Source organism: Streptomyces sp. NPDC050147 (assembly GCF_040660195.1).
In the GTDB taxonomy this organism is placed as follows: domain Bacteria; phylum Actinomycetota; class Actinomycetes; order Streptomycetales; family Streptomycetaceae; genus Streptomyces.
Genome location: NZ_JBFALJ010000006.1, coordinates 112348 through 135720, shown reverse-complemented (window position 1 = coordinate 135720; position 23373 = coordinate 112348). Strand labels below are relative to the sequence as shown.

The 23373-nt window shown below is 70.3% G+C and carries 21 protein-coding genes, 1 tRNA gene and 1 pseudogene; 15 read left to right on the top strand and 8 right to left on the bottom strand.

From position 1 onward, the window contains the following. The first annotated feature begins 2 nt into the window (after window positions 1–2). Together orn and AB0I94_RS12430 are read left to right on the top strand one after the other, a co-directional pair. Complete coding sequence (orn, locus tag AB0I94_RS12435; protein ID WP_363309456.1) at window positions 3–605, top strand: oligoribonuclease; 603 nt, start codon at window positions 3–5, stop codon at window positions 603–605. Window positions 606–716: 111 nt separating this feature from the next. Then, a tRNA-His gene (locus AB0I94_RS12430) sits at window positions 717–789 on the top strand. A 68-nt stretch (window positions 790–857) separates the two neighbouring features. Here the strand turns inward: AB0I94_RS12430 and AB0I94_RS12425 are convergent. Beyond that, window positions 858–1106 (bottom strand): SCO4226 family nickel-binding protein, encoded by a 249-nt coding sequence (locus tag AB0I94_RS12425; RefSeq protein WP_363309455.1) that lies wholly within the window; start codon window positions 1104–1106, stop codon window positions 858–860. Between the two features lie 120 nt (window positions 1107–1226). Beyond that, window positions 1227–2282 carry a LacI family DNA-binding transcriptional regulator gene (locus tag AB0I94_RS12420; RefSeq protein WP_363309454.1) on the bottom strand — a complete coding sequence of 352 codons (1056 nt, stop codon included), beginning with the start codon at window positions 2280–2282 and terminating at the stop codon, window positions 1227–1229. A gap of 313 nt (window positions 2283–2595) precedes the next feature. Between AB0I94_RS12420 and AB0I94_RS12415 the strand changes: the two genes are divergently transcribed. From AB0I94_RS12415 to AB0I94_RS12400, 4 genes are all read left to right on the top strand, one after another. Beyond that, window positions 2596–3909 carry an ABC transporter substrate-binding protein gene (locus tag AB0I94_RS12415; RefSeq protein ID WP_363309453.1) on the top strand — a complete coding sequence of 438 codons (1314 nt, stop codon included), beginning with the start codon at window positions 2596–2598 and terminating at the stop codon, window positions 3907–3909. 5 nt (window positions 3910–3914) lie between these two features. Continuing rightward, window positions 3915–4919 (top strand): sugar ABC transporter permease, encoded by a 1005-nt coding sequence (locus AB0I94_RS12410; protein ID WP_363309452.1) that lies wholly within the window; start codon window positions 3915–3917, stop codon window positions 4917–4919. Between the two features lie 134 nt (window positions 4920–5053). Further along, window positions 5054–5866, top strand: coding sequence for a carbohydrate ABC transporter permease (locus tag AB0I94_RS12405; protein WP_363309594.1), 813 nt, complete (start codon window positions 5054–5056; stop codon window positions 5864–5866). Window positions 5867–5995: 129 nt separating this feature from the next. Then, window positions 5996–7417 carry a GH1 family beta-glucosidase gene (locus tag AB0I94_RS12400; protein ID WP_363309451.1) on the top strand — a complete coding sequence of 474 codons (1422 nt, stop codon included), beginning with the start codon at window positions 5996–5998 and terminating at the stop codon, window positions 7415–7417. Window positions 7418–7521: 104 nt separating this feature from the next. Here the strand turns inward: AB0I94_RS12400 and AB0I94_RS12395 are convergent. The 3 genes and pseudogenes from AB0I94_RS12395 to AB0I94_RS12385 all read right to left on the bottom strand — a co-directional run. After that, a pseudogene (locus AB0I94_RS12395) lies at window positions 7522–8409 on the bottom strand (chitinase); the annotation flags it as partial. A gap of 369 nt (window positions 8410–8778) precedes the next feature. Further along, entirely contained in the window at window positions 8779–10170 is a 1392-nt protein-coding gene (locus AB0I94_RS12390) for a HAMP domain-containing sensor histidine kinase (RefSeq protein WP_363309450.1), read from the bottom strand. Continuing rightward, on the bottom strand, window positions 10167–10856 hold the full coding sequence (locus tag AB0I94_RS12385) for a response regulator transcription factor (protein WP_363309449.1): 690 nt from the start codon (window positions 10854–10856) through the stop codon (window positions 10167–10169). The genes AB0I94_RS12390 and AB0I94_RS12385 overlap by 4 nt, the downstream gene beginning before the upstream one ends. A gap of 78 nt (window positions 10857–10934) precedes the next feature. Between AB0I94_RS12385 and AB0I94_RS12380 the strand changes: the two genes are divergently transcribed. Next, window positions 10935–11465 (top strand): hypothetical protein, encoded by a 531-nt coding sequence (locus AB0I94_RS12380; RefSeq protein WP_363309448.1) that lies wholly within the window; start codon window positions 10935–10937, stop codon window positions 11463–11465. A 14-nt stretch (window positions 11466–11479) separates the two neighbouring features. On the opposite strand, the gene AB0I94_RS12375 is transcribed toward AB0I94_RS12380, so the two are convergent. Then, the gene (locus AB0I94_RS12375; protein WP_363309447.1) at window positions 11480–12340 is read right to left on the bottom strand and encodes a fused MFS/spermidine synthase; all 861 of its coding nucleotides are present in this window, start codon (window positions 12338–12340) and stop codon (window positions 11480–11482) included. 66 nt (window positions 12341–12406) lie between these two features. Further along, a complete protein-coding gene (locus AB0I94_RS12370; RefSeq protein ID WP_363309593.1) occupies window positions 12407–12892 on the bottom strand; it encodes a hypothetical protein in 486 nt (161 codons plus the stop codon). Between the two features lie 270 nt (window positions 12893–13162). On the opposite strand from AB0I94_RS12370, the gene AB0I94_RS12365 reads away from it, so the two are divergent. Beyond that, window positions 13163–14608, top strand: a complete 1446-nt coding sequence (locus AB0I94_RS12365) for a tetratricopeptide repeat protein (RefSeq protein WP_363309446.1) — start codon at window positions 13163–13165, stop codon at window positions 14606–14608. A gap of 66 nt (window positions 14609–14674) precedes the next feature. Here the strand turns inward: AB0I94_RS12365 and AB0I94_RS12360 are convergent, their stop codons facing one another. Further along, window positions 14675–15268, bottom strand: coding sequence for a histidine phosphatase family protein (locus AB0I94_RS12360; RefSeq protein ID WP_363309445.1), 594 nt, complete (start codon window positions 15266–15268; stop codon window positions 14675–14677). Window positions 15269–15527: 259 nt separating this feature from the next. Between AB0I94_RS12360 and AB0I94_RS12355 the strand changes: the two genes are divergently transcribed. The 7 genes from AB0I94_RS12355 (at window position 15528) to AB0I94_RS12325 (ending at window position 22606) form a co-directional block, all read left to right on the top strand. After that, a complete protein-coding gene (locus AB0I94_RS12355; RefSeq protein ID WP_363309444.1) occupies window positions 15528–16535 on the top strand; it encodes a phosphatase PAP2 family protein in 1008 nt (335 codons plus the stop codon). Next, a complete protein-coding gene (locus AB0I94_RS12350) occupies window positions 16486–17640 on the top strand; it encodes a hypothetical protein (protein ID WP_363309592.1) in 1155 nt (384 codons plus the stop codon). Before AB0I94_RS12355 ends, AB0I94_RS12350 begins: the two co-directional genes overlap by 50 nt. 286 nt (window positions 17641–17926) lie before the next feature. Next, window positions 17927–19522, top strand: a complete 1596-nt coding sequence (locus AB0I94_RS12345; protein ID WP_363309443.1) for a hypothetical protein — start codon at window positions 17927–17929, stop codon at window positions 19520–19522. After that, window positions 19519–20880, top strand: a complete 1362-nt coding sequence (locus AB0I94_RS12340; protein ID WP_363309442.1) for an AAA domain-containing protein — start codon at window positions 19519–19521, stop codon at window positions 20878–20880. Before AB0I94_RS12345 ends, AB0I94_RS12340 begins: the two co-directional genes overlap by 4 nt. A gap of 193 nt (window positions 20881–21073) precedes the next feature. Next, window positions 21074–21262 (top strand): hypothetical protein, encoded by a 189-nt coding sequence (locus tag AB0I94_RS12335; protein WP_363309441.1) that lies wholly within the window; start codon window positions 21074–21076, stop codon window positions 21260–21262. Continuing rightward, entirely contained in the window at window positions 21249–21776 is a 528-nt protein-coding gene (locus tag AB0I94_RS12330; RefSeq protein WP_363309440.1) for a DUF6879 family protein, read from the top strand. Before AB0I94_RS12335 ends, AB0I94_RS12330 begins: the two co-directional genes overlap by 14 nt. Next, window positions 21773–22606 carry a helix-turn-helix transcriptional regulator gene (locus AB0I94_RS12325; RefSeq protein WP_363309439.1) on the top strand — a complete coding sequence of 278 codons (834 nt, stop codon included), beginning with the start codon at window positions 21773–21775 and terminating at the stop codon, window positions 22604–22606. Before AB0I94_RS12330 ends, AB0I94_RS12325 begins: the two co-directional genes overlap by 4 nt. Window positions 22607–23373 lie beyond the last annotated feature (767 nt).

Here is a 23373-nt window from a genome sequence, read left to right as displayed (position 1 = left end):
GCATGAACGATCGCATGGTGTGGATCGACTGCGAGATGACCGGGCTCTCGCTGACGGATGACGCACTAATCGAGGTGGCCGCGCTGGTCACCGACTCGGAACTGAACGTGCTCGGCGCAGGTGTGGACATCGTGATCCGCCCGCCGGACGCGGCGCTGGAGACCATGCCCGAGGTGGTGCGCAAGATGCACACCACCTCGGGGCTCCTCGACGAACTGGCGTCGGGCACGACGCTGGCCGACGCCGAGGAGCAGGTCTTGGCGTACGTACGTGAGCACGTCAAGGAGCCGCGCAAGGCTCCGCTCTGCGGGAACTCGGTCGGCACCGACCGGGGCTTCCTGCTGCGCGACATGCCGACCCTTGAGGAGCTTCTGCACTACCGCATCGTCGACGTCTCCTCGATCAAGGAACTGGCCCGGCGGTGGTACCCCCGGGCCTACTTCAACAGCCCGGACAAGAACGGCAACCACCGGGCCCTGGCCGACATCCGCGAGTCCATCGCCGAGCTGCGTTACTACCGCGAGGCGATCTTCGTGCCGCAGCCGGGGCCGGACTCCGACACCGCGAAAACCATCGCGGCCAAGCACGTGCTGCCCGCGGAGTAACCTCCGCGGAACCCCTCCGTACGGGGTCCGGAAAACGCGTGCGCGAGCACCCCTTCGGACCCTGTACACTTTTTCTCGGCCGGTCAGAAGAGCGCAGGACGACCGGACATGGTGGGTGTAGCTCAGTTGGTAGAGCACCTGGTTGTGGTCCAGGTGGCCGCGGGTTCAAGTCCCGTCACTCACCCTGAATGATCAAGGCCCGGTCCGCGGAAGCGGACCGGGCCTTTTTCGTGTCCCTGCCTGGTTCTGGTTTCAGACGGTCAGTGGCACGGGGTGGACCTCGTCGGCACGGTGGCCGGCACGCTCGTGAATGCGTTGGACCGCCTCCGCCGAGGGGGCCTCGGAGAGGCAGTAGACGGTCCCGGACCGCGGGTCCGCCCAGGCCCTCTCGAAGTGCACGCCTTCTTCCTTCTCTATGGCCAGGTCCGCCTGGTGGGCCTGGTTCAACTGGTCGGCCGTGATGTCCATCATCCCGCGGTGGACGTCCATGAACTGAGGCATGGCGTCGCATCCCCTTCCGGCATGCGTGGTCAGACGTTCAGAGCTGCCAAGTCCGCTGTCGGCTGCACTATCTCCATCCTGCGCCTGTACGGCCGCGGACGCGATCGGTCACGGAGCCCCTCAGGAGGACGCCCGCTCCACCAGCTCCGTGGGCAGCACCAGCTGGCGGTGTTCCAGGCGGCGGGCGGAGAACGGGCGGTCGTCGGCGATCTCGGCAAGCAGGAGATCGATCATCGCCCGGCCCATCTCCTCGATCGGCTGCCGGACACTGGTCAGCGGCGGGTCCATGTGCCGGGCGATCGCCGAGTCGTCGAAGCCGACGAGCGCCACGTCGTCGGGTATCCGGCGCCCGGCCTCGCGAAGGACCTGGCGGGCGCCGGCCGCCATCACGTCGGAGCCCGCGAACACCGCGTCCACGTCGGGGGAGGCCGCCAGCAGCTCCGTCATCGCCCTGCGCCCGCCCTCCTCCGTGAAGTCACCCGGCGCGATCAGCCGCTCGTCCACCGGGAGGCCCGCGTCCGACAACGCGGCGCGGTAACCGTCCAGGCGGCGCTGGGCGCCGTAGACATCCAGGCGGCCGGTGATGGTGGCTATCCGCGTGCGGCCGCGTGCCAGCAGGTGCTCGACCGCCGAGCGAGCCCCGGCGAAGTTGTCGGAGTCCACCGAGGGCAGCGCCTCGTCGGCCGAGCGGCGGCCGCTGATCACCGCGGGGATCTCCAGCTGGGCGAGGAGGTCCGGCAACGGGTCGTCGGCGTGGACCGAGACGAGCAGGACGCCGTCGACCCGGTGGGCCGCGAGGTACTGGGCGAGGCGCTGGCGTCTGCGGTCGTTCCCGGCGAAGATCAGAAGGAGCTGCATCTCCGTCTCGCCGAGCTCCGCCCCGACACCGCGCAGGACGTCGGAGAAGTAGGGCTCGGCGAAGAAGCGGGTCTCGGGCTCGGGCACGACCAGGGCGATGGCGTCGGTGCGGTTGGCGGCGAGGGCGCGGGCCGCCGTGTTCGGGACGTACCCCAGTTCGGCGACGGCGGCCTCGACTGCCGTGCGGGTCGCCTCGCTCACCCGCGGCGAGCCGTTGATCACCCGGGACACCGTCCCGCGGCCCACTCCCGCCCTCGCGGCGACCTCCTCCAGGGTCGGGCGTCCGCCGCTGCGGCCGCGCGGTCCGTGAGCTGGCATTGTCGCCTCCCGTCGCACTTCCCCCGGGCGAGGAATGTAGAGGAATGTAACAGCCTGATCTTCACCGGTCGGATGGGCTGATCGCGCGAGCGTCCTCGTAACAGCCCGATAACTGAAGACATATCTCTATGTCCGGTCCCTTGACACCCCCGCTCCCAGCCACGACTCTTCAACTCATCACTTGTGGGAGCGCTCCCACGGTACCTGACACGTACACATCCCGCACGTTCCCCGCCCGAGCCGAAGAGTCCAACAACGGGGCAAGAAGTGCAGTTGGCCGGGGGGTCGGCACGTCAGGCAACAGGAGGACGTAATGCGCACGAGTTCCCGCCGACCCGGTCGGCTGGTGGCCTTCGCGGCCGTGACCGCGCTGGCCGGCAGCCTGCTGGCCGGTTGTTCCAGCGACGACGGCACCAGTTCCGAGGGCGGCGACGGCAAGGTCACGCTCAATGTGGGCACGTTCGGTGTGCTGGGTCTGAAGCAGGCCGGTCTCTACGACGAGTACGAGAAGACGCATCCGAACATCAAGATCAAAGAGAACGTCATCGAGCGGAACGACGCCTACTACCCGAAGCTCCTCACCCACCTCCAGTCCGGCGCCGGCGTGAACGACGTCGCCGCCATCGAGGTCAGCAACATCACCGAGGTCGTGCAGACCCAGGGCGCCAAGTTCGAGGACCTGAGCAAGGCCGAGGGCGTGGACAAGTCCACGTACCTCGACTGGAAGTGGAAGCAGGCCACGACCGAGGACGGCAAGACGGTCGGCCTCGGCGTCGACATCGGCCCGACGGCGCTGTGTTACCGCAAGGACCTCTTCAAGAAGGCCGGTCTGCCCACCGACCGCGAGAAGCTCGCCAAGGAGTGGGAGGGCGACTGGGACAAGTACGTCGCGCTCGGCGAGAAGTACATGAAGAAGGCCCCCGACGGCACCAAGTTCGTCGACTCCGCCTCCAGTGTCTACAACGCCGTCTTCGCCGGTGCCACCGAGCGGTACTACGACAAGAGCGGCAAGGAGATCTACGACAAGAGCCAGGGCCGCAAGGACGCCTGGGACGCGGCGATGAAGGTCGCCGACGGCGACATGTCGTCCAAGCTCAAGCAGTTCGACCCCACCTGGGACCAGGGCTTCGCCAACGCCAAGTTCGCCACCGTGGCCTGCCCGGCGTGGATGGCCGGTTACATCCAGGAGAAGACGGGTCCTGAGGGCAAGGGCCAGTGGGACATGGCCAAGGCGCCCAAGGACGGCAACTGGGGCGGAACGTTCCTCGGTGTGCCGAGCGCGGGCAAGCACAAGAAGGAGGCGACCGAGCTCGCCGTCTGGCTGACGCAGCCCGAGCAGCTCGCGAAGGTCTTCGCCAAGCAGGCCAGCTTCCCCTCCACCCCGTCGGCGTACGACACACTGAAGCCCTCTCCGGCGACCAAGGCGTACTTCAATGACGCGCCCATCACGGAGATCTACGCCGACATCGCGAAGAACACCCCCTCCGCGATCTACGGCCTGAAGGACGCCCAGATCGGCCAGTCCATCACGGACATCGGTGTGCTCCAGGTGGAGCAGCAGGGCAAGTCTCCGGCTGAGGGCTGGGAAGCCGCGCAGAAGGAGATCAAGGATGTTCTGGGACAGTGACGCGCATGTCCGAGACCGCTGAGTACGCCGAGACCGCGTCCCCCGAAGAGGGGGGCGCGGCCCCGGCCGCGTCCGGGAGCCGCAAGGCCTCCCCCACGTCCTCGTGGCGCAGCCGCCTGTACCGCTGGGACATAAAGGCGTCGCCGTACATCTTCGTCGCCCCCTTCTTCCTCTTCTTCGGCGCCTTCGGGCTCTTCCCGCTGCTCTACACGGGCTGGGCGTCGATGCACCGCCTGTCGCTCACGGACCTCGACGGCAGCACCTGGATCGGCCTGGAGAACTACACCAACCTGCTGCAGAGCGAGTACTTCTGGAACGCGCTCGGCAACACCTTCACCATCGGCGTCATCGCCACCGTCCCCCAGCTCGCCGTCGCGCTCGGCATCGCGCATCTGCTCAACTACAAGCTGCGCGGCTCCACTCTGTGGCGGGTGGCGATGCTCGCTCCGTACGCCACGTCGGTGGCGAGTGCCTCGCTGGTCTTCACGCTGCTGTTCGCGTGGGACGGCGGCATGGTCAACTGGATCATCGGATCCGTCGGCATCGACGCCGTCAACTGGCGTGAGTCGTCGTGGGGTTCGCAGTTCGCGGTGTCGTCGATCGTCATCTGGCGGTGGACCGGCTACAACGCGCTGATCTATCTGGCGGCGATGCAGGCCGTGCCGCACGACCTGTACGAGTCGGCCTCGCTGGACGGCGCCTCGCGCTGGCAGCAGTTCCGGCACGTGACCATCCCGATGCTGCGGCCGACGATCCTGTTCACCGTGGTCGTCTCGACCATCGGGGCCACCCAGCTCTTCGGTGAGCCGCTGCTGTTCGGCGGCACGGCCGGGTCCAAGGGCGGCGCCGACCACCAGTTCCAGACGCTTGGTCTCTATCTGTACGACCAGGGCTGGATCAACGGCCATCTGGGCCGGGCATCCGCCGTCGCCTGGCTGATGCTCGCGATCCTGCTGCTCATCGCCGCGGTCAACCTGCTGATCGCCCGACGTCTGAGGAAGGCCCAATGAAGTCCCGCACCTCGGGCCCGACGACGGAGCTCGCCGCGGACCCGCCGACCGACGTGATCCCGGGCCCGAAGGCCGGCCCCGCCGCGCCGAGGGCGAAGGCGGGCCGCTCCCTGGGGCTCAAGGCCGGGCGCACGATGCACGCCGGCCCGTGGACCTACGTCGTGCTCACGCTGTTCACCGCCGTGTCGCTGGCCCCGCTGATCTGGACGGCGATCGCGGCGTCCCGTACGAGCGGGCGGCTCGCCCAGACTCCGCCGCCCCTGTGGTTCGGCGGGAACCTCTTCAAGAACCTGGAGCGGGCCTGGACCGAGGCGAGTCTGGGCGACGCGATGCTCAACACCACGATCGTGGCGGGCAGCATCACCATCGGCACCGTCCTGTTCTCCACGATCGCCGGGTTCGCCTTCGCCAAGCTGAAGTTCAAGTTCAGCGGCCTGCTGCTCCTCCTGACGATCGGCACGATGATGGTGCCGCCGCAGCTGAGTGTCGTACCGCTCTATCTGTGGGTCGCCGACCTGCAGTGGACCAATCAGCTCCAAGCGGTGATCCTGCCGACGTTCGTGAGCGCCTTCGGCGTGTTCTTCATGCGCCAGTACCTGCTGCAGGCGCTGCCGAGCGAGCTCATCGAGGCGGCGCGGATGGACGGGGCGAGCAGTCTGCGGATCATCTGGCACGTGGTGTTCCCGGCGGCGCGGCCCGCGATGGCGGTGCTCGGCCTGCTGACGTTCGTGATGGCCTGGAACGACTTCCTCTGGCCGATCATCGCGCTGAACCAGTCGAACCCCACCGTGCAGGTGGCCCTCAACTCCCTGGGTACGGGCTACATCCCGGACCGGGCGGTGATCATGGCGGGCGCTCTGCTCGGCACACTGCCGCTGCTCCTGGCGTTCATCCTGTTCGGCAAGCAGATCGTGAGCGGCATCATGCAGGGCGCCGTCAAGGGCTGAGGCCCGACCGCCCGCCGTTCCTCCCCCGCCGGGGCCGAGCCGCCGCCACCTCGGCCCCGGCCATCCGCCCGACCCCCTTCCCTCTGTCCTCTCCCCCTGTTCCTTTCCCCTTTCCATGGGAGCGCTTCCATGCCTGAATCCCTCGCTTTTCCGGCCGACTTCCTCTGGGGGGCCGCCACGTCCGCGTACCAGATCGAGGGCGCCGTACGTGAGGACGGCCGCACCCCGTCCATCTGGGACACCTTCAGCCACACGCCCGGCAGGACGCTCGACGGAGACACCGGTGACGTCGCCGTCGAGCACTACCACCGCTATCGCGACGACGTGGCGCTCATGGCGGACCTCGGCCTGAACGCGTACCGGTTCTCCGTCTCCTGGTCGCGGGTGCAGCCCACCGGGCGCGGCCCCGCCGTCCAGCGCGGCCTCGACTTCTACCGGCGGCTCGTCGACGAGTTGCTCGGCAAGGGCATCAAGCCCGCCCTGACTCTCTACCACTGGGATCTGCCGCAGGAGTTGGAGGACGCGGGCGGCTGGCCCGCGCGGGAGACCGCCTACCGGTTCGCCGAGTACGCGGGCTTCGTCGCCGAGGCGCTCGGCGACCGCGTCGAGTCGTGGATCACGCTCAACGAGCCGTGGTGCAGCGCCTTCCTCGGCTACGGCTCCGGCGTACACGCCCCCGGCCGCACCGACCCGGCGGCGGCGCTGCAGGCCGCGCACCACCTCAACCTCGCGCACGGCCTGGGCACCCAGGCGCTGCGTGCCGCGCTTCCGGCCCGCGCCCGGGTGGCGGTGAGCCTCAACTCCTCCGTGGTCAGGGCGGTTTCGCAGAGCCCGGAGGACCAGGACGCCCGCCGGCGCATCGACAACCTCGCCAACGGCGTCTTCCACGGCCCGATGCTGCACGGCGCCTACCCCGCGGACCTGCTCGCCGACACGGCCCGGCTCACCGACTGGTCCTTCGTGCACGACGGCGACCTGGCCGCCGCCCACCAGCCGTTGGACGCGCTCGGCCTGAACTACTACACGCCCGCGCTGGTCTCGGCCGCGCGGAACGACTCCGCGCACGCGCGCAACGACGGGCACGGCGCCAGCGACCACTCCCCGTGGCCCGGCTCCGACGACGTGGCCTTCCACCAGACGCCGGGCGACCGCACCGAGATGGGCTGGACCATCGACCCGTCGGGTCTGCACGACCTGATCATGCGCTACACCCGGGAGGCGCCGGGCCTCCCGCTGTACGTCACCGAGAACGGCGCGGCCTACGACGACAAGCCGGACCCGGACGGCCGCGTCCACGACCCGGAGCGCATCGCCTACCTGCACGGCCACTTGGCCGCCGTCCGCCGGGCCATCTCGGACGGCGCCGACGTCCGCGGCTACTACCTGTGGTCCCTGATGGACAACTTCGAATGGTCGTACGGCTACAGCAAGCGTTTCGGCGCGGTCTACGTCGACTACGAGACGCAGGCCCGCACCCCGAAGTCCAGCGCCCACTGGTACGCGGGTGTCGCGTCCAGCGGTGAGCTGCCGCGCGAGTACGTCGCGGACTGACGGACCCCGGCGGCATTCCCAAGGAGCCGAGTGGCGCCCCGACCGGGTGGGGGGATACCGGTCGAGGCGCCGTGGGGGGGTGGCAGTACTGGGGTTCTCGCGGGTTACTTGTAGGCGGCGAACGCCTTCGTGAAGGCGAGCGGCTCCTGCTCGATCGAGGAACAGGTGGGCTGCGCACCGTTGTCGGCGCCGCCCTCGCAGGCCTTGTCGCGGGTCGACGACCACATCGCGAGCCGGCCGATGCCCTTCTCCTCGGCGAACTTCACCAGCTCCGTGGCGTCGTCGACCTTGAAGACCTCGGTGGTGACGTCGTTGACGCCGATCATCGGGGTGACCGCGACTGTCTTCCAGGCCGCCTCGTCGGACAGGTCGAGGGCGCCCTTGATCTGCTTCTGCGTGGCGGTCGCCGCGTCGATGGCGTACTGACCCATGTCGCCGCTGTAGGACGGCCCGTAGTCCATCGCCATGATGTTGACGGCGGAGACCCGCACGCCGTTCTTCTTGGCGTCGGCGACGAGGTCGACGCCCGGCTGGGTCAGTCCCTCGGGCATGACGGGCAGCGTGAACGAGACGTCCAGGCCCTCGTGGTCCTTCTGCAGCTGCGCGATGGCCTGCGCACGGCGGGTGTTGGCCGCGGTGTCGGGCAGCGCGGCGCCCTCGATGTCGAAGTCGACCTTCGTCAGCTCGTACTTGTCGATGACCTTGCCGTACGCCTTGGCGAGCTCGTCGGCGCTGCCGCACTTGAGGCCGAGCTCGGAACCCGCCGCGCCGCCGAAGGACACGCGTACGTCGCCGCCCTTGGCCCGCAGGTCACCGATCTGCGAGGCGACCTTGTCGTCGTCGAGCCCGGTGGTGCCGCCCCAGAGGGGCTCGCAGCCGCCGCCGGAGGTGATGAAGGCGAGGGTGAACTCCTTGACCCCGGTCTTGGCGGCGGTGTCGGCCAGGTCGTACGCGGGGGCGAGCGAAGTGTCCACGAACGGGGCGAACTTGGCGGTGCCCTCGACGGTTTCCCCGGCAGGAGCCTTGGTCGCCAGCGCGGTCCCGGAGAAGGCGAAGGCGCCGCCGCCGATGAGGCCCGCGGCCACGACGCCGCCTATGACCTTGGACTTGGTGCTCACCGTGCGCCGATGCGTGCTGCTCATCGCGTGCCTGCCTTAGCTGTGCGTGGGGGGTGGGGGTGCATCAGCACGTTAGCCTCGCGGCGGCACGACATTGCAGGCAATTGGGGCTCTGCACTGGATCTTAGGGCGGGCTTAAGGGAGCGATCGGGGGTGGTTAATGGTGGGGGGCCTTACCTACTTGACGCGGGGTGGACGGGTGGGTGGGCGGGAGAGATCCGCCGCGCAGCGGCGGCTCAGGGGCTAGCGAACGCTAGGGGCACGCTTGCGGCGGCGTACGGACCCCCCGTGCCCCCGGCCGCCCCCGGCCACGGGCCGACGCCCGTCCAGCTGGATCCAGATGCGGACCTCCGTGCCGCCGAGCACGGACCGCCCGATGCGGACGTCGCCGCCGGTGGACTCCGCCAGCTGCCGCACGATGTCCAGGCCGAGCCCCGTCGAGCCATCGGCTCCCGACCCCGCGCCCCGCGCCAGCGCGGCCTCGGGATCGGCGATCCCGGCCCCCGCGTCCGACACGAGGACGATGACCGCGTCCTCGCCGCTGTGCACGTCCACCGCGAACGCCGACCCCTCCCGCGTGTGCCTGAAGACGTTGCCGAGCAACGCGTCGAGGGAGGCGACCAGTTCGGGGCGCGCCACCGGTATCCACACCGGCCGCTCCACCCCCGCGACCCGCACCGCGCGCCCCTCGTCCTCCGCGAGCGCCGACCAGAAGGCCATGCGGTCCCGGATCACCTCGGAGACGTCGCAGCCCACGCCGGGGCCGACCGCGGCGGTCTGCGGCTTGGCGTCGCGGGCGGTGCGGATGATCGTGTCGACCTCGCGCTCCAGCTTCTCCACCGCTATGCGGGTCTGCTCGGCCGCGGGCCCGTCCCCCAGCGAGGCCGCGTTGAGCCGCAGCACCGTCAGAGGAGTGCGCAGGCGGTGCGACAGGTCTGCCGCCAACTCCCTTTCGTTCGCCAGGAGTTGGACCACCTGGTCGGCCATCGAGTTGAACGCCACCGCCGCCAGGCGCAGTTCCGTCGGGCCCTCCTCCACGACCCTCGCGCCCAGCTTTCCCTCGCCGAGGGACTGCGCCGCGCCGACCAGCCGCTTGGCGGGCTGCACCATGCGTACGCCGAGCCGGTCCGCCACCGCCACGGACCCGATGATCAGCGCGACGCCGACGCCCGCGAGCACCAGCCACGCCGTGGTCACACCATTGCTGACCGCGCCCTCGGGCACGAAGATCTCGACCACCGCGATCTGGCCGGAGCTCAGCGCCGTCGGCTGGAGCAGCGCGAAGCCGCCGTCGACCGTCGCGGTCCGCGCCCGGCCCTCCTTGCGTGTGGTCTCCACCGCGTGCGCGTCCGCCCGCCGGTCGCCGATCTCCAGGGCGGGCGCCTTGTCGATGGGCGGCACGTACACGGCCATGCGGCCCTCGCCGCCCGCCTCGGACGTGGCGACGGCCCGCGTCAGCTGATCGCGGTCGGTGGTGATGGAGAGCGTGGGGCCCATGCCGGCCGCGTGCCGCTCCGCGTTCGAGAAGGCCCGGTCCCGCGCCATCTCCTGGATGACCAGGCCGAGCGGCACGGCGAAGGCGACCACGACCATCGTCGTGACGGCCAGGCAGACCTTGACGAGCGCCCACCTCACAGCGGTGGTTCCAGCTTGACGCCGACACCCCGCAGCGTGTGCAGATAGCGCGGGCTCGCGGCCGTTTCGCCCAGCTTCCTGCGCAGCCACGACAGATGTACGTCGATGGTCTGGTCGTCGCCGTAACTCTGCTGCCACACCTCGGCGAGCAGCTCCTTGCGGGGTACGACGACACCGGGCCGCCCCGCGAGGAAGGCGAGCAGATCGAACTCGCGCCGGGTCAGGTCGAGCCGCGCCCCGTCCAGCTCGGCCTGGCGGCGCAGCGGATCGATGGCGAGCCCGCCCACCCGTATCTCCCGGCTCGGCGGGGCCTCGCCCGCCGGGACGCGCGAGCGGCGCAGGACGGCGGCCATCCGGGCCGAGAGGTGCTCGACGGAGAACGGCTTGGTCAGGTAGTCGTCGGCGCCGTCGTTGAGGAGCCTGACGATCTCGGTCTCGTCGTCGCGCGCGGTGGCGATGATCACGGGGACGTCGGTGATCCCGCGCAGCATCTTCAGCGCCTCGGAACCGTCCAGATCGGGCAGTCCGAGGTCCAGGATCACCACGTCGAACCGGAAATGGGCCACCTCGCGCAACGCCTCCAGGGCGGTGCCGACGCTGCGCACGGTGTGCGATGCCTCGGTCAGATGCCGGATGAGAGCGGAGCGTACGAACTGGTCATCCTCGACGACGAGCACACTTGCCATGGGCGGCACCGTACGCCATAGGAGTGACCCCGGTCCTCCTGGGACGCCGAGGCGCCCGGTGGTGCAGTATGGCTCGCGATGCGCAGAGGACTCATACACGCAATGGCTTGGTCGCTGGCCACGGGAGCGGCGGTCACGCTCTCCTGGTGGGGTGTCCACACGGTCATGGCGGGCACCGCCTACGACCCGCCGCGCGCGGTGCCGCTGGCCGCCGAAGGCGACCGCGGCGAGCCGCTCTCCTCCTCCACGCACCGCCCGGACCCGACGCCGACCCCGTCCCTCTCGAAGACGGAGAAGCCCTCGGAGTCCTCGGAGCCTCCCGAGAGCAAGCCGTCGAAGGCGAAGCCGAGCAGGCCGAGCACTCCTTCCGCGCCCGCCTCCGCGCCCGGCAACGTGAAGAGCTACTCCTCCGAGGGCGGCCGGGTCGTCTTCGACCTCGGCAAGGACTCCGCGACGCTGGTGTCGGCGACTCCGGCGGCCGGCTGGTCGGTACAGGTGTGGAAGCAGAGCACCTGGATCCGGGTGGAGTTCACGTCGGGCGCCGACAAGGTCTCGGTGTTCTGTACGTGGCACGACCACCCCCCGGCGGTCGAGATCAACGAGTACTGACCGGTCGGGTCGGTTCAGCGGAACACCGAGGGCGGCGGCGCCGGTGACGCCACCGCGCTCGCGTCCGTGACCGCCGCCGCTCCCCCGCTGAAGTCGACGAGCGCTTTGCCGTGCTCGACCCGCGCCGGATGGGAGTCCCCCGCGCTGCGCCGGGTCAGCTCGGCGATCGGAAGCGGCACACCGGAGCCCACGAGTACCGCGTTGCCGAAGCGCTTGCCGCGCAGTACCGCGGGGTCGGCGATGAGCGCGAGCTCCGGGAAGAGCGTGGCGGCGGTGGCGAGCTGGCCGCGCAGATGCGCCAGCGGCGGCCCGTCGGCGAGATTGGCCGCGTAGAGACCGCCGGGCCTCAGCACCCTGCGTATGTCGCCGAGGAACTCCGCGCTGGTGAGGTGGGCGGGGGTGCGGGCGCCGCTGAAGACGTCGGCGATGACGAGGTCCGCCCAGCCGTCCGCGATCTTCGCGAGCCCTTCGCGGGCGTCGGTGCCGCGCACCCGGACCCGTGCCTGCGGGTCCAAGGGCAGTTCGCGGCGGACGAGTTGGATGAGCGCGGTGTCGCGCTCGATGACCTGCTGGGTGGAGCGGGGCCGCGTCGCGGCTATGTAGCGGGCGAGGGTGAAGGCACCACCGCCGAGGTGCAGGGCCTGGATCGGCTTGCCGGGCGGTGCGACCAGGTCGGCGACGTGACCGAGCCTGCGCTGGTACTCGAAGTCGAGATACGCCGGGTCGTCGAGGTCGACATGGGACTGCGGGGCGCCGTCCACGAGCAGCGTCCACGCGCGTGGCCTGTCCCGGTCGGGCATCAGCTCGGCGAGCCCTCCGTCCACCTCCTCGACGACGGCTTGCGCCTCTTCCCGGGACCGCCTGTTCCTTGCCATCGGACCATTATCGGCGTACGCGCGGTGCGCGGCCCGATGACCTTGCAGAACCGCTTCGCCCGGGGCTCAGCGGCAGTTGTCGGCGGCCTCGATCGTGCGGGCCGCCTGGCCGAGCGCCGCGCGCAGAACGGCGGGGTCGGTGACCGGGTCGGACTCCTCGGGGGGCAGCAGCCAGCCGGTGCCGGCGACCGGGGGCGGCGGGGGTACGGGCTGCGGCTCGGTGTGCGGGCGCATACCGCGGCCGAAAGTCTGCGTACACGCGCTGCCGGGCAGGTCCCAGGCGTCGGCGGTGCCGGGCGGGACGAGGAATCCGAGGGTGTCGCAGCTCCCGTCGTGCAGGACGGGGCCGACCGCGTCGTCACCCGCCCCGCGGCGCAGGATGTCGACCGCTTCGAGGCCCTGGCGGGCCGGGACGGTGACGAGATCGCAGAAGTCGGCGGGCTCGGGGGGCCGGGCGCCCTGCTGTGGTGGTGCGCTGCGCTCCTGGGACGGCAGGTGCCGTGCCGTAGTCAGCGATGCTCGCGATTCGTCGTTCTCCACGTCGATCTCCAACAAGGGGACCCCTCCTCGCAAGGGCGGGAGCCGCGTCGCTCCCTCTCCGCATGGTTCAACGCGGGACGGCGTCAACAGCTACGGCGTAATGCCGCCGCAAAGGATGGCACTTCATGGCGGATCGTGGGTGAGATATCCGGTTTGTAGCCAAACCCCGCGTGCCGGTCCCCTCACAGCCGGTACGTTCGTGCTCCGCCGGAACAGGGGCAGTATCGCCGTATCCACAGGATTCGGCGCAATCCGGCACGATCCGTACGAGAGGGTCAGGCCATGGCGTCGTCACCGATGGCATCGTCAACTCCGTCCCCACGACCGAATCTTCCCTTCCGGCAACTGCGGGGACAGCGCTCTCCGGGCGAGTTCGCCGCCTTGATCCGACGGGCCGCTCGTGAGATCGGTGAGCGCGTCAGCTGCGACGCCCGTTACGTCGGACGCGTCGAGGCGGGCGAGATCCGCTGCCCCAACTACGCCTATGAGCGGGTCTTCCTGCACATGTTCCCCGGCCGGACACTGACGGACCTGGGGTTCGCGCCCCGCTCCGCGGTGCGCGGGCGGGGGGCGCGCACCATGTCCAAAGCGCCCGCATCACACACCACGATCCAGCTGTATGAGTCTCCCCCGTCCGGGCCGATGGGCCCCGAACTGCACGAGTGCGACCCGTACGAGATCCAGAGTCACGAGGAGATCGACGTGCGGCGTCGCGCATTCATGAGCGGTACGGCCACCGTGGCCGCCGCCTCCCTGGGGTCCTTCGGGTTCGCCGACGCGAGCCGCGCCGAGGCCACCGCACGGCGCGGCGGCCGGTCGGGCGAGGCCGAGGCGATCGCGGTCGAGGAGGCCGTGCGCAGGATCCGGCTGCTCGACGACCGGCACGGGGCCGATGGCCTGTACCGGCGCGCGGCCGCCCCGCTGCGGACCGCCTACGCCCTGCTCGACGCGGGCACGACCCGCCAGTCGATGACGGACCGGCTGTACTCGAGCGCCGGTGAACTGTCCATCTCCGTGGGCTGGCTGGCGCACGACTCGGGACGCTTCGACGACGCCCGCTCGCACTACGCGGAGGCGCTCGCGACGGCCCGCATGGCCGGTGACTCGGCTCTGGAGGCGCACGCCTTCTGCAACACGGCCTTCCTGGCGCGCGACGCCGGGCGCCCCCGGGAGGCGGTGCGGGCGTCGCAGGCGGCGACGCGGGCCGCCCGGCACCTCGCGTCGCCGCGGCTGCTCTCGCTCCTCGCGCTGCGTGAGGCCGGGGGCTGGGCGGGGCTCGGCGACCGGACGGGCTGCGAACGGTCACTGACCCGCGCGCACGCCCTCTTCGACCGGGGCCCCTCGGACACCGATCCGGAGTGGATGACCTTCTACGGGCCCGCCGAGCTCGAAGTCCTCGAGGCGCAGTGCTGGTCGGCGCTCGGCGACTGGGAGCGGGCCGCCCGGCACGCACGGCGCGCGGCGGGCATCGCGTCGGCGCAGACCCCGCAGTTCACCCGCAACATCGCCCTCTACACCGCGGAGCTCGCCGACGACCTGGCCCGCGCGGGCCGCCCGGACGAGGCGGCGACGGCGGGCATGCGCGTGCTCGGGCTCCTGGACGAGGTGCAGTCGTCGCGCATCCAGTCGATGCTCGCCACGACGGCCCGGGTGCTGCTTCCGCACCGGCGGGCTTCGGGGGTGTGCGGCTTCCTGGAGCGGCACGCTTCTCTGCCGCGTGCCGTATAGAGAGCCGTACGCGCCGCGCCCTGGCAGAACAGCCGTCGCACCGGGGACAGCCGTACGCCGCTGCGCCTACACCAGGTGTCCGGTGTCGTTCCACGACTCGACGGCCGGTTCGCCGTAGGCCCAGCCCAGGGTGGAGATCGAGGTCGGGTTGAGGCGGATGCGGGCGGCGAAGTCGACGCCGAGACCGAGCCAGCGTGCGCCGATGGAGCGCAGGATGTGTCCGTGCGCGAAGACCAGGACGTCGCGGTCCGCGCCGCGCGCCCAGGCCACCACCTCGTCCGCGCGGGCGGTGATCTGCTCCAGGGTCTCGCCCCTGGGGACGCCGTCGCGCCAGATGAACCAGCCGGGGCGTACGCCCTGGATGTCGGCCGGGGTCATGCCCTCGTAGGAGCCGTAGTCCCACTCCATGAGCGTGTCCCAAGTGGTGGCACGGTCCCCGAAGCCGGCGATCTCGCAGGTCTCGCGCGCACGCGCGAGGGGGCTGGTGCGCACCTCGACGTCCGGGAGGCCGTCGAAGGGGGCGCGGCGCAGACGCTCGCCCAGGAGCTTCGCGCCGTTGCGGCCCTCTTCCAGGAGCGGAATGTCCGTCCTGCCGGTGTGCTTCCCGGACAGGGACCACTCCGTCTGTCCGTGGCGGGCCAGCAGGATGCGCGGTGCCATGTCGAGCCTTTCCGAGCCGACAGCCACCGGTGGAGACCATCAGCTGTCATAGAACGAATTCTGTAAACAGACAGCTGTCCGTACCCTCCATCATCACTCACGCCTCATGTCGCGATCACTCGTGCCCGCGAGGAGCAACCTGCTCGTGGATCTCTGCGTCTAAGACGACCGGGGACCCTCTCAGCGTCCTTTCGCGTACGCCGTAAGGTGAGGCGCCGTTGAACACCGCGTGACCAAAGACAGATGGGGGACCGACCGGATGCCGCAGACTGACGCTCCGGGCACCGGGGGCATCAGCGGGCTTCGGCTCCGCTGGTGGACGGAGCTGCCGCTGATCCTGCTGGTGTACGCCGCGTACTCGGCGGGACGCCTGCTGGCCCGCGGCGATGTGGCAGGCGCGGTCGACAACGGCCTGAGCATCCTCCGCGTCGAGAAGTTCCTGCGTCTCAACGCCGAGCACCCGCTGAACCGCCTGTTCACCGACCATTCCTGGATAGGCGTGCCCGCCGACTTCTGGTACGCGTCGCTGCACTACCTGGTCACGCCCCTGATCCTCGTGTGGCTCTTCCGCAGCCGCGCGGTCCACTACCGCGCGGCGCGCGCGTGGCTGATGACCTCCACGATGATCGGCCTGGTCGGCTTCACGCTGCTGCCGACCTGCCCGCCCCGCCTGCTGAGCGAGGGGTACGGCTTCGTCGACACCATGGCGCAGTACAGCGACTTCGGCTGGTGGGGCGGCGAGGCGAGCGCGCCGCGCGGGCTCGGCGGCATGACCAACCAGTACGCGGCGATGCCGAGCCTGCACGTGGGCTGGGCTCTGTGGTGCGGGGTCGTGCTGTGGCGGCAGGGCCGTTCGCCGCTGGTCAAGACCGCGGCGGTGGCCTACCCGCTGATCACCACGATCGTCGTGATGGGCACCGCCAACCACTACTTCCTCGACGCGGTCGCGGGCGCCGCGGTGATGGGCCTCGGGCTGCTCCTCGCCCGGCCGGTGCTGCGGCTCGCGGACCGCGTGAAGGCCAGGGTCAAACTGCCGTTCGATGTCGCGCGGCCTTCGTCGGGGGTGGCGGCCGGGCCGAGGCCGGCCTCCCTCGTGGCCTCGTCGTCCGTCTCGTCCGCCCCGGAGTCCTCAATTGTCAGTGGCGGGTGCCAGACTTCCGTGGGTGAGCGAATTCCCCGGCCGCGCAAGCGGCCTGCCGAGCCAGGCGCCGAGCCGAGTGCCCGACCCGCCGAGGCGGGGGACAGCACTCCGACAGCGGCTCGCTGAGCTGCGCGGACCGGACGTCCCCGCGTCACCGCTCGACGCCCGCGCGCTCGCGGCCCTCGCCGCGAATCCGGGCTGCCGGCGGCGTGCGCTGCTCGACGGCGCGGGCGTGGACAAGGCGACGCTGGCGCAGTCCCTCGGCACCCCCGCGCCCTTCGGTCAGTCACAGTTCGCTTTCATGCGGGGCAACGCCTTCGAGGCGAAGGTCAAGGCCGACGGCGGCGTTGAGCTGCTGCGGCTCGTGCACGGCAGGCTCGGCGGCGGCCCGGAGCCGGTGCCGGGCGAGTCGTCCGTGCCGGACCTCGCCGCGGTGGGCCCCGAAGGCCGGGCGGCCCGCACCTCTCTCGCGCTGCGCGAGGCCACGTCGTCGCAGGGCTGGACCCTCCTGGACCACCCCATGCTGGCCCTCGACGTCGCGGGGACGCCGGCTTTCCTCGAACCGGACGCGGTGGTAGTCCATCCCGACGGCACGTGGACGGTCGTCGAGATCAAGTCCTTCCCGATGATCGACGGCTCGGCGGACGCGGCGAAGGTGGGCGCGGCGGCGCGCCAAGCCGCGGTGTACGCCCTGGCGCTGGAGGCAGTGACGGCCCGCATGGACCCCGCGCCCCGCGTCCGGCACCACGTGCTCCTGGTATGCCCCAAGGACTTCTCGAACCTCCCCACCGCGTCGGCCATCGACGTGCGCAAACAGATCTCCGTGACGAGGCGCCAGCTGGCGCGCCTGACCCGCATCGAGGACATCGCGGACGCGCTTCCGGAGGGCACCACCTTCGACGTGAACCTCCCCGTGGCCGACCTGACGGCAGCGGTCGAATCGGTCCCGGCGACGTACGCCCCCGAGTGCCTGGCCGCCTGCGAGCTGGCCTTCCACTGCCGCGAACGCTCCCGCGAGAGGGGTGCGGTGACCGCCCTGGGCCGTTCGGTGCGGGGCGAGCTGGGCGGCCTGACGACGATCGGTGACGTTCTGTCCGCGGCCACCGGAGCCTCGGGCGACCCCGAGGACCCGACGGTGGCGGCACTGCGCAGGGCGGCGGCGCTACGGGCCGAGGCGTTGTCCGGCGGGGGCGCCTCGAGCGGGGCGTCGGCGGGGGGTGCGCCGTGCTGACCGCCCTTGCGGCGATGCCGCCCGGCGCGGCCCGGCGCCGCTCGCGCCAGTGCTCCGCGGCGGCGGCTCCGCTCCCGCCCACCCACCCACGGGACCGCTCTTCGGTGAGTGGCTGCCGCCGGGTGATCGGGTGGGCGGGTGGGAACATTCCGCCGCGAAGCGGCGGGGCAACGAACGACGGCCCGCAGACGCCGACGCACCGCACAGCCGACTCGCACCGCGCAGCCGACTCGCACCGCACACCCGACCAGCCCCGCGCAGCGGACCCGCACGGGAGGGCCGCCCGATGTCGCTGATCGACAACCTCGCCCGCCTGGAAGCGGTAACCACCGGCCGGGCCCAGCCGAGGGCGATGGTGCGCCACCGCCACCTCTCCCAGCGGCCTCTCGTCCTCGTCCCCCTCGTCACCGCCGGTGAGGCCGGCGCCCCGCTCGGCGCGCTCGTCGGGACGGAGCGCACCTCCCCCCGCGTCCTCGTCGTACACCAGCCCCGCGACCGCGACCTGCGCTTCACCTTCCTGGCCCAGCTCGCGGACTCCGTCCTGGAGTACGTCGACTCGTTCACGGACGACGTCGAAGCAGCGGAACGCAGCGAGACGGACCCGGAGACCGGCAAGCGCGTCAAGGTGGAGGTCGAACTCTGCTCGGACGCCCCGCAGTTGATCGTCCCGAGCCGCGCGGGCATCGACTTCGTCCGGCTCATCGGCCGCTCCACCCGCTTCCGCCGCACCGCCGAGCAGGACCCGGAAACCCCGTATCCCGCCCCTCCCCGCGTCCCCCTCCTGGGCCGCTGGCTGACCCACTTCGGGGAGCGCGCCCGGGTGCCGGGCTCCTCCCTCCTCGTCGCCATGACCGACCTGCTCTCCCGGCACTGGGCCACCGGCCAGTCCAGCCTGGAGGACCAGCACCTGGGCGCCCTGCTCGCCTGGATCGAGGCCCCGGAAGGCACCTCCGGCGCCGACGCCGCGCTCCGTGCCGAGCTGGCGCGGGACAAGGACGGCCAGCTGCTCTGCCCGCCCGCGGGCCCCGCCACGGACCCGGCCTTCGACAACCGTCTGCTCGCCCCGGCCATCGAGCGCCACGACCGCGCGCGCGGCGCCCTCGCCACCGCCGAGGACGGCATCCAGGCGGACGTCCGCCTCGCCGAACTGGCCGCGGCCGAGCGGGAGATCCGCGCCTTGATCGAGAGCAGGACCCGCCCCACCTGGGACGCGGTGTGGCGCGGTCTCGACGCGCTCTGCACGATTCCCGAGGCCCCGCACGCCGCCGACCGCTGGACCCGCGACCGCTGGTCGTTCACCGGTCACCGGGACCGCGTGAGGGCAGGCGAGCCCCCGCAGCCCCGCGTCGACGACGCGGTGACGGCGGCGAACAAGCTCGGCGCGCGGGAGCGCGAGCAGGCCAGGCTGGAAGCGCAGGAAGCACTCGACGACCCCCTGGTGATGGCGGGCCGCCGGCTCGCGGGCGAGGCGTTCACCGGTGAGGTGACCGAGGTGGTCATGGCGTACAGCGAGAGCAAGAGCCCGCGGCCCCGGCCCCTGGTCACCGTCCGCACGGACGACCGCCCGCACCTGGCCGAGCGCGCGAAGGTGTACCGCTCGCTCCAGGGCAAGCCGCAGACGGCCGAGTTCGTGACGTACGAGGCCGAGGACAGCGGTGCTTTTGTCGTACTGCGCATCACCGACAAGATGGGCCGCGGCAAGGAGCCCGAGCCCGGCTCCGTGCCGCAGAAGGGCGACCGGATCTGCTGGACGCTCTTCGAGCACGAACAGCGCGGCGGCCCCAAGCTCCCCGACCCGGAGGCGACTCCCTGGACCCACGGCGGCCCGCCGGGCGACGCCGCCGAGCGCCCTGACCCCGTGACGCCGGAGGACACCCTGTGAGTCCGACCGCCCCCTTCGACCGCGCCTCCTTCGACCCCGGCGAGGCGGCCGGCCGCGCCACGGACGCGATCCTGCACGACACGCTGCACAGCGCGCACCGCGGCGTCGTCGTCGACTCGCCGCCCGGCGCGGGCAAGTCGACCCTCGTGGTGCGCGCGGCCCGCGAACTGGCCGCCGCGGGACGCCCCCTGATGGTGATCGCGCAGACGAACGCCCAGGTCGACGACCTGGTCCTGCGGCTGGCCGAGAAGGACCCCGAGCTGCCGGTCGGCCGTCTGCACAGCAGCGACCCGGACGCGTACGACAAGGCGCTCGACGACCTGCCCTTCGTCCGTACGTCCACGAAGGCCGCCGACCTCGCCGGGCTCGATGTCGTCGTGTCGACGGCCGCGAAGTGGGCGCACGTCGAGGCCACCAAGCTCGACGGGCCCTGGCGGCACGCGATCGTGGACGAGGCGTACCAAATGCGCTCGGACGCGCTGCTCGCGGTGGCCGGGCTCTTCGAGCGGGCCCTGTTCGTGGGCGACCCCGGCCAGCTCGACCCATTCTCGATCGTGGGCGCCGAGCAGTGGGCCGGTCTCGCGTACGACCCTTCGGCGAGCGCGGTGACGACCCTGCTCGCGCACAACCCCGAACTGCCCCAGCACCGCCTCCCGGTGTCCTGGCGGCTCCCGGCGTCGGCCGCCCCGCTGGTCTCGGCCGCGTTCTATCCGTACACGCCCTTCCGCAGCGGCACGGACCACGGCGACCGGAAGCTCCGCTTCGGTGTGCCGTCGGACGGTTCCGGTCCCGACCGGGTGATCGACGAGGCGGCGGAGTCGGGCTGGGGCCTGCTCGAACTGCCCGCACGGAACACGCCGCGCACCGACCCCGAGGCCGTGCACGCGGTGGCCCGGGTCGTCCGGCGTCTCCTGGACCGCGGCGGCGCGGCCACGTCGGAGCGCGGCCCGGACCCCACCCCCCTGACGGCCGACCGCATCGCCGTCGGCACCGCCCACCGCGACCAGGCGGCGAAGGTGCGGGCGACCCTCGCGGAGATGGGCGTAAGGGATGTCACGGTGGACACCGCCAACCGGCTGCAGGGCCGCGAGTACGACGTGACGGTGGTCCTGCACCCGCTCTCGGGCCGCCCGGACGCCACGGCGTTCCACCTGGAGACGGGCCGCCTCTGCGTCCTGACCTCCCGCCACCGCCACGCCTGCATCGTGGTCTGCCGCGCGGGCGTCAGCGAACTGCTCGACGACCACCCGTCGACGGAACCGGTCCAACTGGGCGTCACGGTGAAGTTCCCGGACGGCTGGGATGCAATGTTTACCACGTGGGATCACTTGCAGAACCACAAAGTGCCGTACTCCTAGATCAACCCAGGCAGGGAGCTTGGCGGTTCTCCAGGGCGCGAGTCAGCCTCAGCCGCTGCATGTGGTGCGTGAACAAGTCGTCATGGTCCGCCACAGGACGATTTCCCGTTCTCGAAACCCGAACCCCTTGCCCTACCCACACCGCCTCGCGACGATCAGACGAGACGCTCCGTCTACGGGAAGGGGAACGCTCGTGAAGGTGACCATGCTGGCGACGACGTGTGACAAGAAGGACTGCCCCTCGATCTACAAGACCGACCGGGGCACGATCCTCGTACAGGGCGAGACGCCGGAAGGCCACGGGCTCAACATCCCCGGACACGAACACCTTGTAGAGATCCCCATGGAACTCATCCGAGAGGCCTTCGGTGGGCAGCTCTAGCCGCTCCCTGGGGGACCTGTTCGACAGCTTCCGGCAGGAAGCGTTCCGGCTCGAAACCCTCGACGACTACAGCCAATCCGGGAACGTCGACGCGTACCGGCTGTACCTGGATGGCCAGCCGCAGCCTGCTGACTACAACGCCGACTGGCTCGACGAGATCCGGACCTATGTCGGCTCAGGGCGCCGCATGTACCGCGTCCACATCCTCACGCGGCCACTCACCCCGTACCTGCGGTTCGAACTCGGGTGGGGCTACCGGACGAACGCTACAGCCGGTGAAGAGTTCTTCATCCTCGATGTGACCGACCGGCCGAGCCCTGTCCCCAATGGTGTGGGGGACTTCTGGCTCTTCGACTCGACCACTCCGGCACGCTTCCACTACAGCCATGACGGCAAGTTCCTCGGGGCTGATCTGCTGCCGGATGACCGTGGGCCTGAGTACGTCACTTACCGGGATACAGCCCTAGCTCACGCTGTCCCGTTCGCGGACTGGTGGGCAAAGTACGGGGAGTGAACCGTTCAGAGCTTGGTGCGGCGCTACGGGCACTACGGCAAGCCTCAGAGAAAGAGGCCAAAGTCGTGGCCCGTGGCGCTGTCATGTCCGCCAGCAAGCTGAGCAAGATCGAGACCGGCAAGGCTTCAGCTACCGCTGATGATGTTGACCGCATCCTGACGGCTATCGGCGTCTCAGACGACGTCAAGGCCGAGTACATGGATGCCGCCCGCGTAGCAGCAACAGAAGCCACAGCATGGCGTCTCATCCAACGCGCAGGACTCCACAAGGCGCAGAGACAGTTGCAGGCTCTTGAGGCCCGCATGACGCTCCTACGGCTCTTCCAACCCGCCCTGGTACCGGGACTGCTCCAGACCCCCGAGTACATGCGGGCAGTCCTTTCCCGGCACGACGACCTGACAGAGGACACCGTTCGTCAGACCGTGAGCGCGAGGCTTGAACGGCAAGAGGTTCTGTACGACGAAGGCAAGACTCTGCGGTTCGTGATCACAGAACCCGTTCTTCGGTGGCTGATCGTTCCGCCCATGGTCATGGTCGGGCAGATAGACCGGCTCATCTCTGTGTCCCGGCTTCCCAACGTTGACGTCCTGGTGGTGCCACTCGCCGGACCCAAACATGACATCCCGAACCACGCCTTCGTGGTCCGTGACGACCGCGCGGTGACCGTAGAGACGGTTCACGCGGAAGTTGTCGTGACCGACCCGAGAGACATTGCGTTGTACGTCGCCAAGTTCGATGGGTTCGCCGCCGACGCTCTTGAGGGCGACGACATGAGGGCCCTACTGACGTCCATCAGGGACGACCTTTTGCAGCAACGGGAAAGCGGCTAGAGACAGTTAGCCAACCGGCCCACGATGGTTCCCAGCGAATCGAGGCGCGGGGAGGCCACAACGTGACACAGAATCAACAGAGTTATAGCGGACTGACGGAGCTTCCCCCCGAGCCCCGTGCAGTCCCCGGCTGTAAACGCTGTTTGGGGCTCTGCAACAAGCGAGAGAACTTCAGATCGACCAGTAACTACAGCGCGGTTTCTGACACGAACGTGGAACTCACGCAGCACCACCAAGACGACCACAGGTGAGCCCCGTGGACATCGATATGCAAACTTGGCGGAGCAGTCTCAGGACAGCGGATGACGCCAGCAATGCACTCCGAGAAGCGCTCACCGCGCTAGGACTCCCCAAGGAAGTCTGCGACAGCATCCGGCCCATGGTTGGCCGTCCTCAAGGGCACGCGTACGTCGCAGTGCCCGCGCTCAAGGCCGAGCATGCTCAGCGGATAGCGGAGGCCCTGCGTATCTCGCCATCAGTCCGTTCGTGAAGGCTGCCCGGTGCGTGCAATGCCGCAGCATTCACGTGATCCTGTCGCGCCCCCATGACCCTGCGACACGTAAGCCACGATGGCGCTACAGGTGCCTTGATTGCACCGTGGCATGGTGGGTGGACGAGCATGGCGGCCAGCCTGACGAGTACCGAGCTAGCCGTTAAGGACCCTGGTGCGCGAGGGACGGAAAAGCTCCAACTACTCCTAGCGGACCAGTTTGGGAGTCAACCCGGGATCCTGTTGACCTCAACACAGATGCCCCCTACGCCGGTAG

What these genes read in the sequence shown, in the direction of transcription:
- orn (WP_363309456.1), top strand. Translation starts at nt 3, where the DNA reads ATGAACGATCGCATGGTGTGGATCGACTGCGAGATGACCGGGCTCTCG.
- AB0I94_RS12425 (WP_363309455.1), bottom strand. Translation starts at nt 1,106, where the DNA reads ATGCCTCAGTTCATGGACGTCCACCGCGGGATGATGGACATCACGGCC.
- AB0I94_RS12420 (WP_363309454.1), bottom strand. Translation starts at nt 2,282, where the DNA reads ATGCCAGCTCACGGACCGCGCGGCCGCAGCGGCGGACGCCCGACCCTG.
- AB0I94_RS12415 (WP_363309453.1), top strand. Translation starts at nt 2,596, where the DNA reads ATGCGCACGAGTTCCCGCCGACCCGGTCGGCTGGTGGCCTTCGCGGCC.
- AB0I94_RS12410 (WP_363309452.1), top strand. Translation starts at nt 3,915, where the DNA reads ATGTCCGAGACCGCTGAGTACGCCGAGACCGCGTCCCCCGAAGAGGGG.
- AB0I94_RS12405 (WP_363309594.1), top strand. Translation starts at nt 5,054, where the DNA reads ATGCACGCCGGCCCGTGGACCTACGTCGTGCTCACGCTGTTCACCGCC.
- AB0I94_RS12400 (WP_363309451.1), top strand. Translation starts at nt 5,996, where the DNA reads ATGCCTGAATCCCTCGCTTTTCCGGCCGACTTCCTCTGGGGGGCCGCC.
- AB0I94_RS12385 (WP_363309449.1), bottom strand. Translation starts at nt 10,856, where the DNA reads ATGGCAAGTGTGCTCGTCGTCGAGGATGACCAGTTCGTACGCTCCGCT.
- AB0I94_RS12380 (WP_363309448.1), top strand. Translation starts at nt 10,935, where the DNA reads ATGCGCAGAGGACTCATACACGCAATGGCTTGGTCGCTGGCCACGGGA.
- AB0I94_RS12375 (WP_363309447.1), bottom strand. Translation starts at nt 12,340, where the DNA reads ATGGCAAGGAACAGGCGGTCCCGGGAAGAGGCGCAAGCCGTCGTCGAG.
- AB0I94_RS12365 (WP_363309446.1), top strand. Translation starts at nt 13,163, where the DNA reads ATGGCGTCGTCACCGATGGCATCGTCAACTCCGTCCCCACGACCGAAT.
- AB0I94_RS12360 (WP_363309445.1), bottom strand. Translation starts at nt 15,268, where the DNA reads ATGGCACCGCGCATCCTGCTGGCCCGCCACGGACAGACGGAGTGGTCC.
- AB0I94_RS12355 (WP_363309444.1), top strand. Translation starts at nt 15,528, where the DNA reads ATGCCGCAGACTGACGCTCCGGGCACCGGGGGCATCAGCGGGCTTCGG.
- AB0I94_RS12345 (WP_363309443.1), top strand. Translation starts at nt 17,927, where the DNA reads ATGTCGCTGATCGACAACCTCGCCCGCCTGGAAGCGGTAACCACCGGC.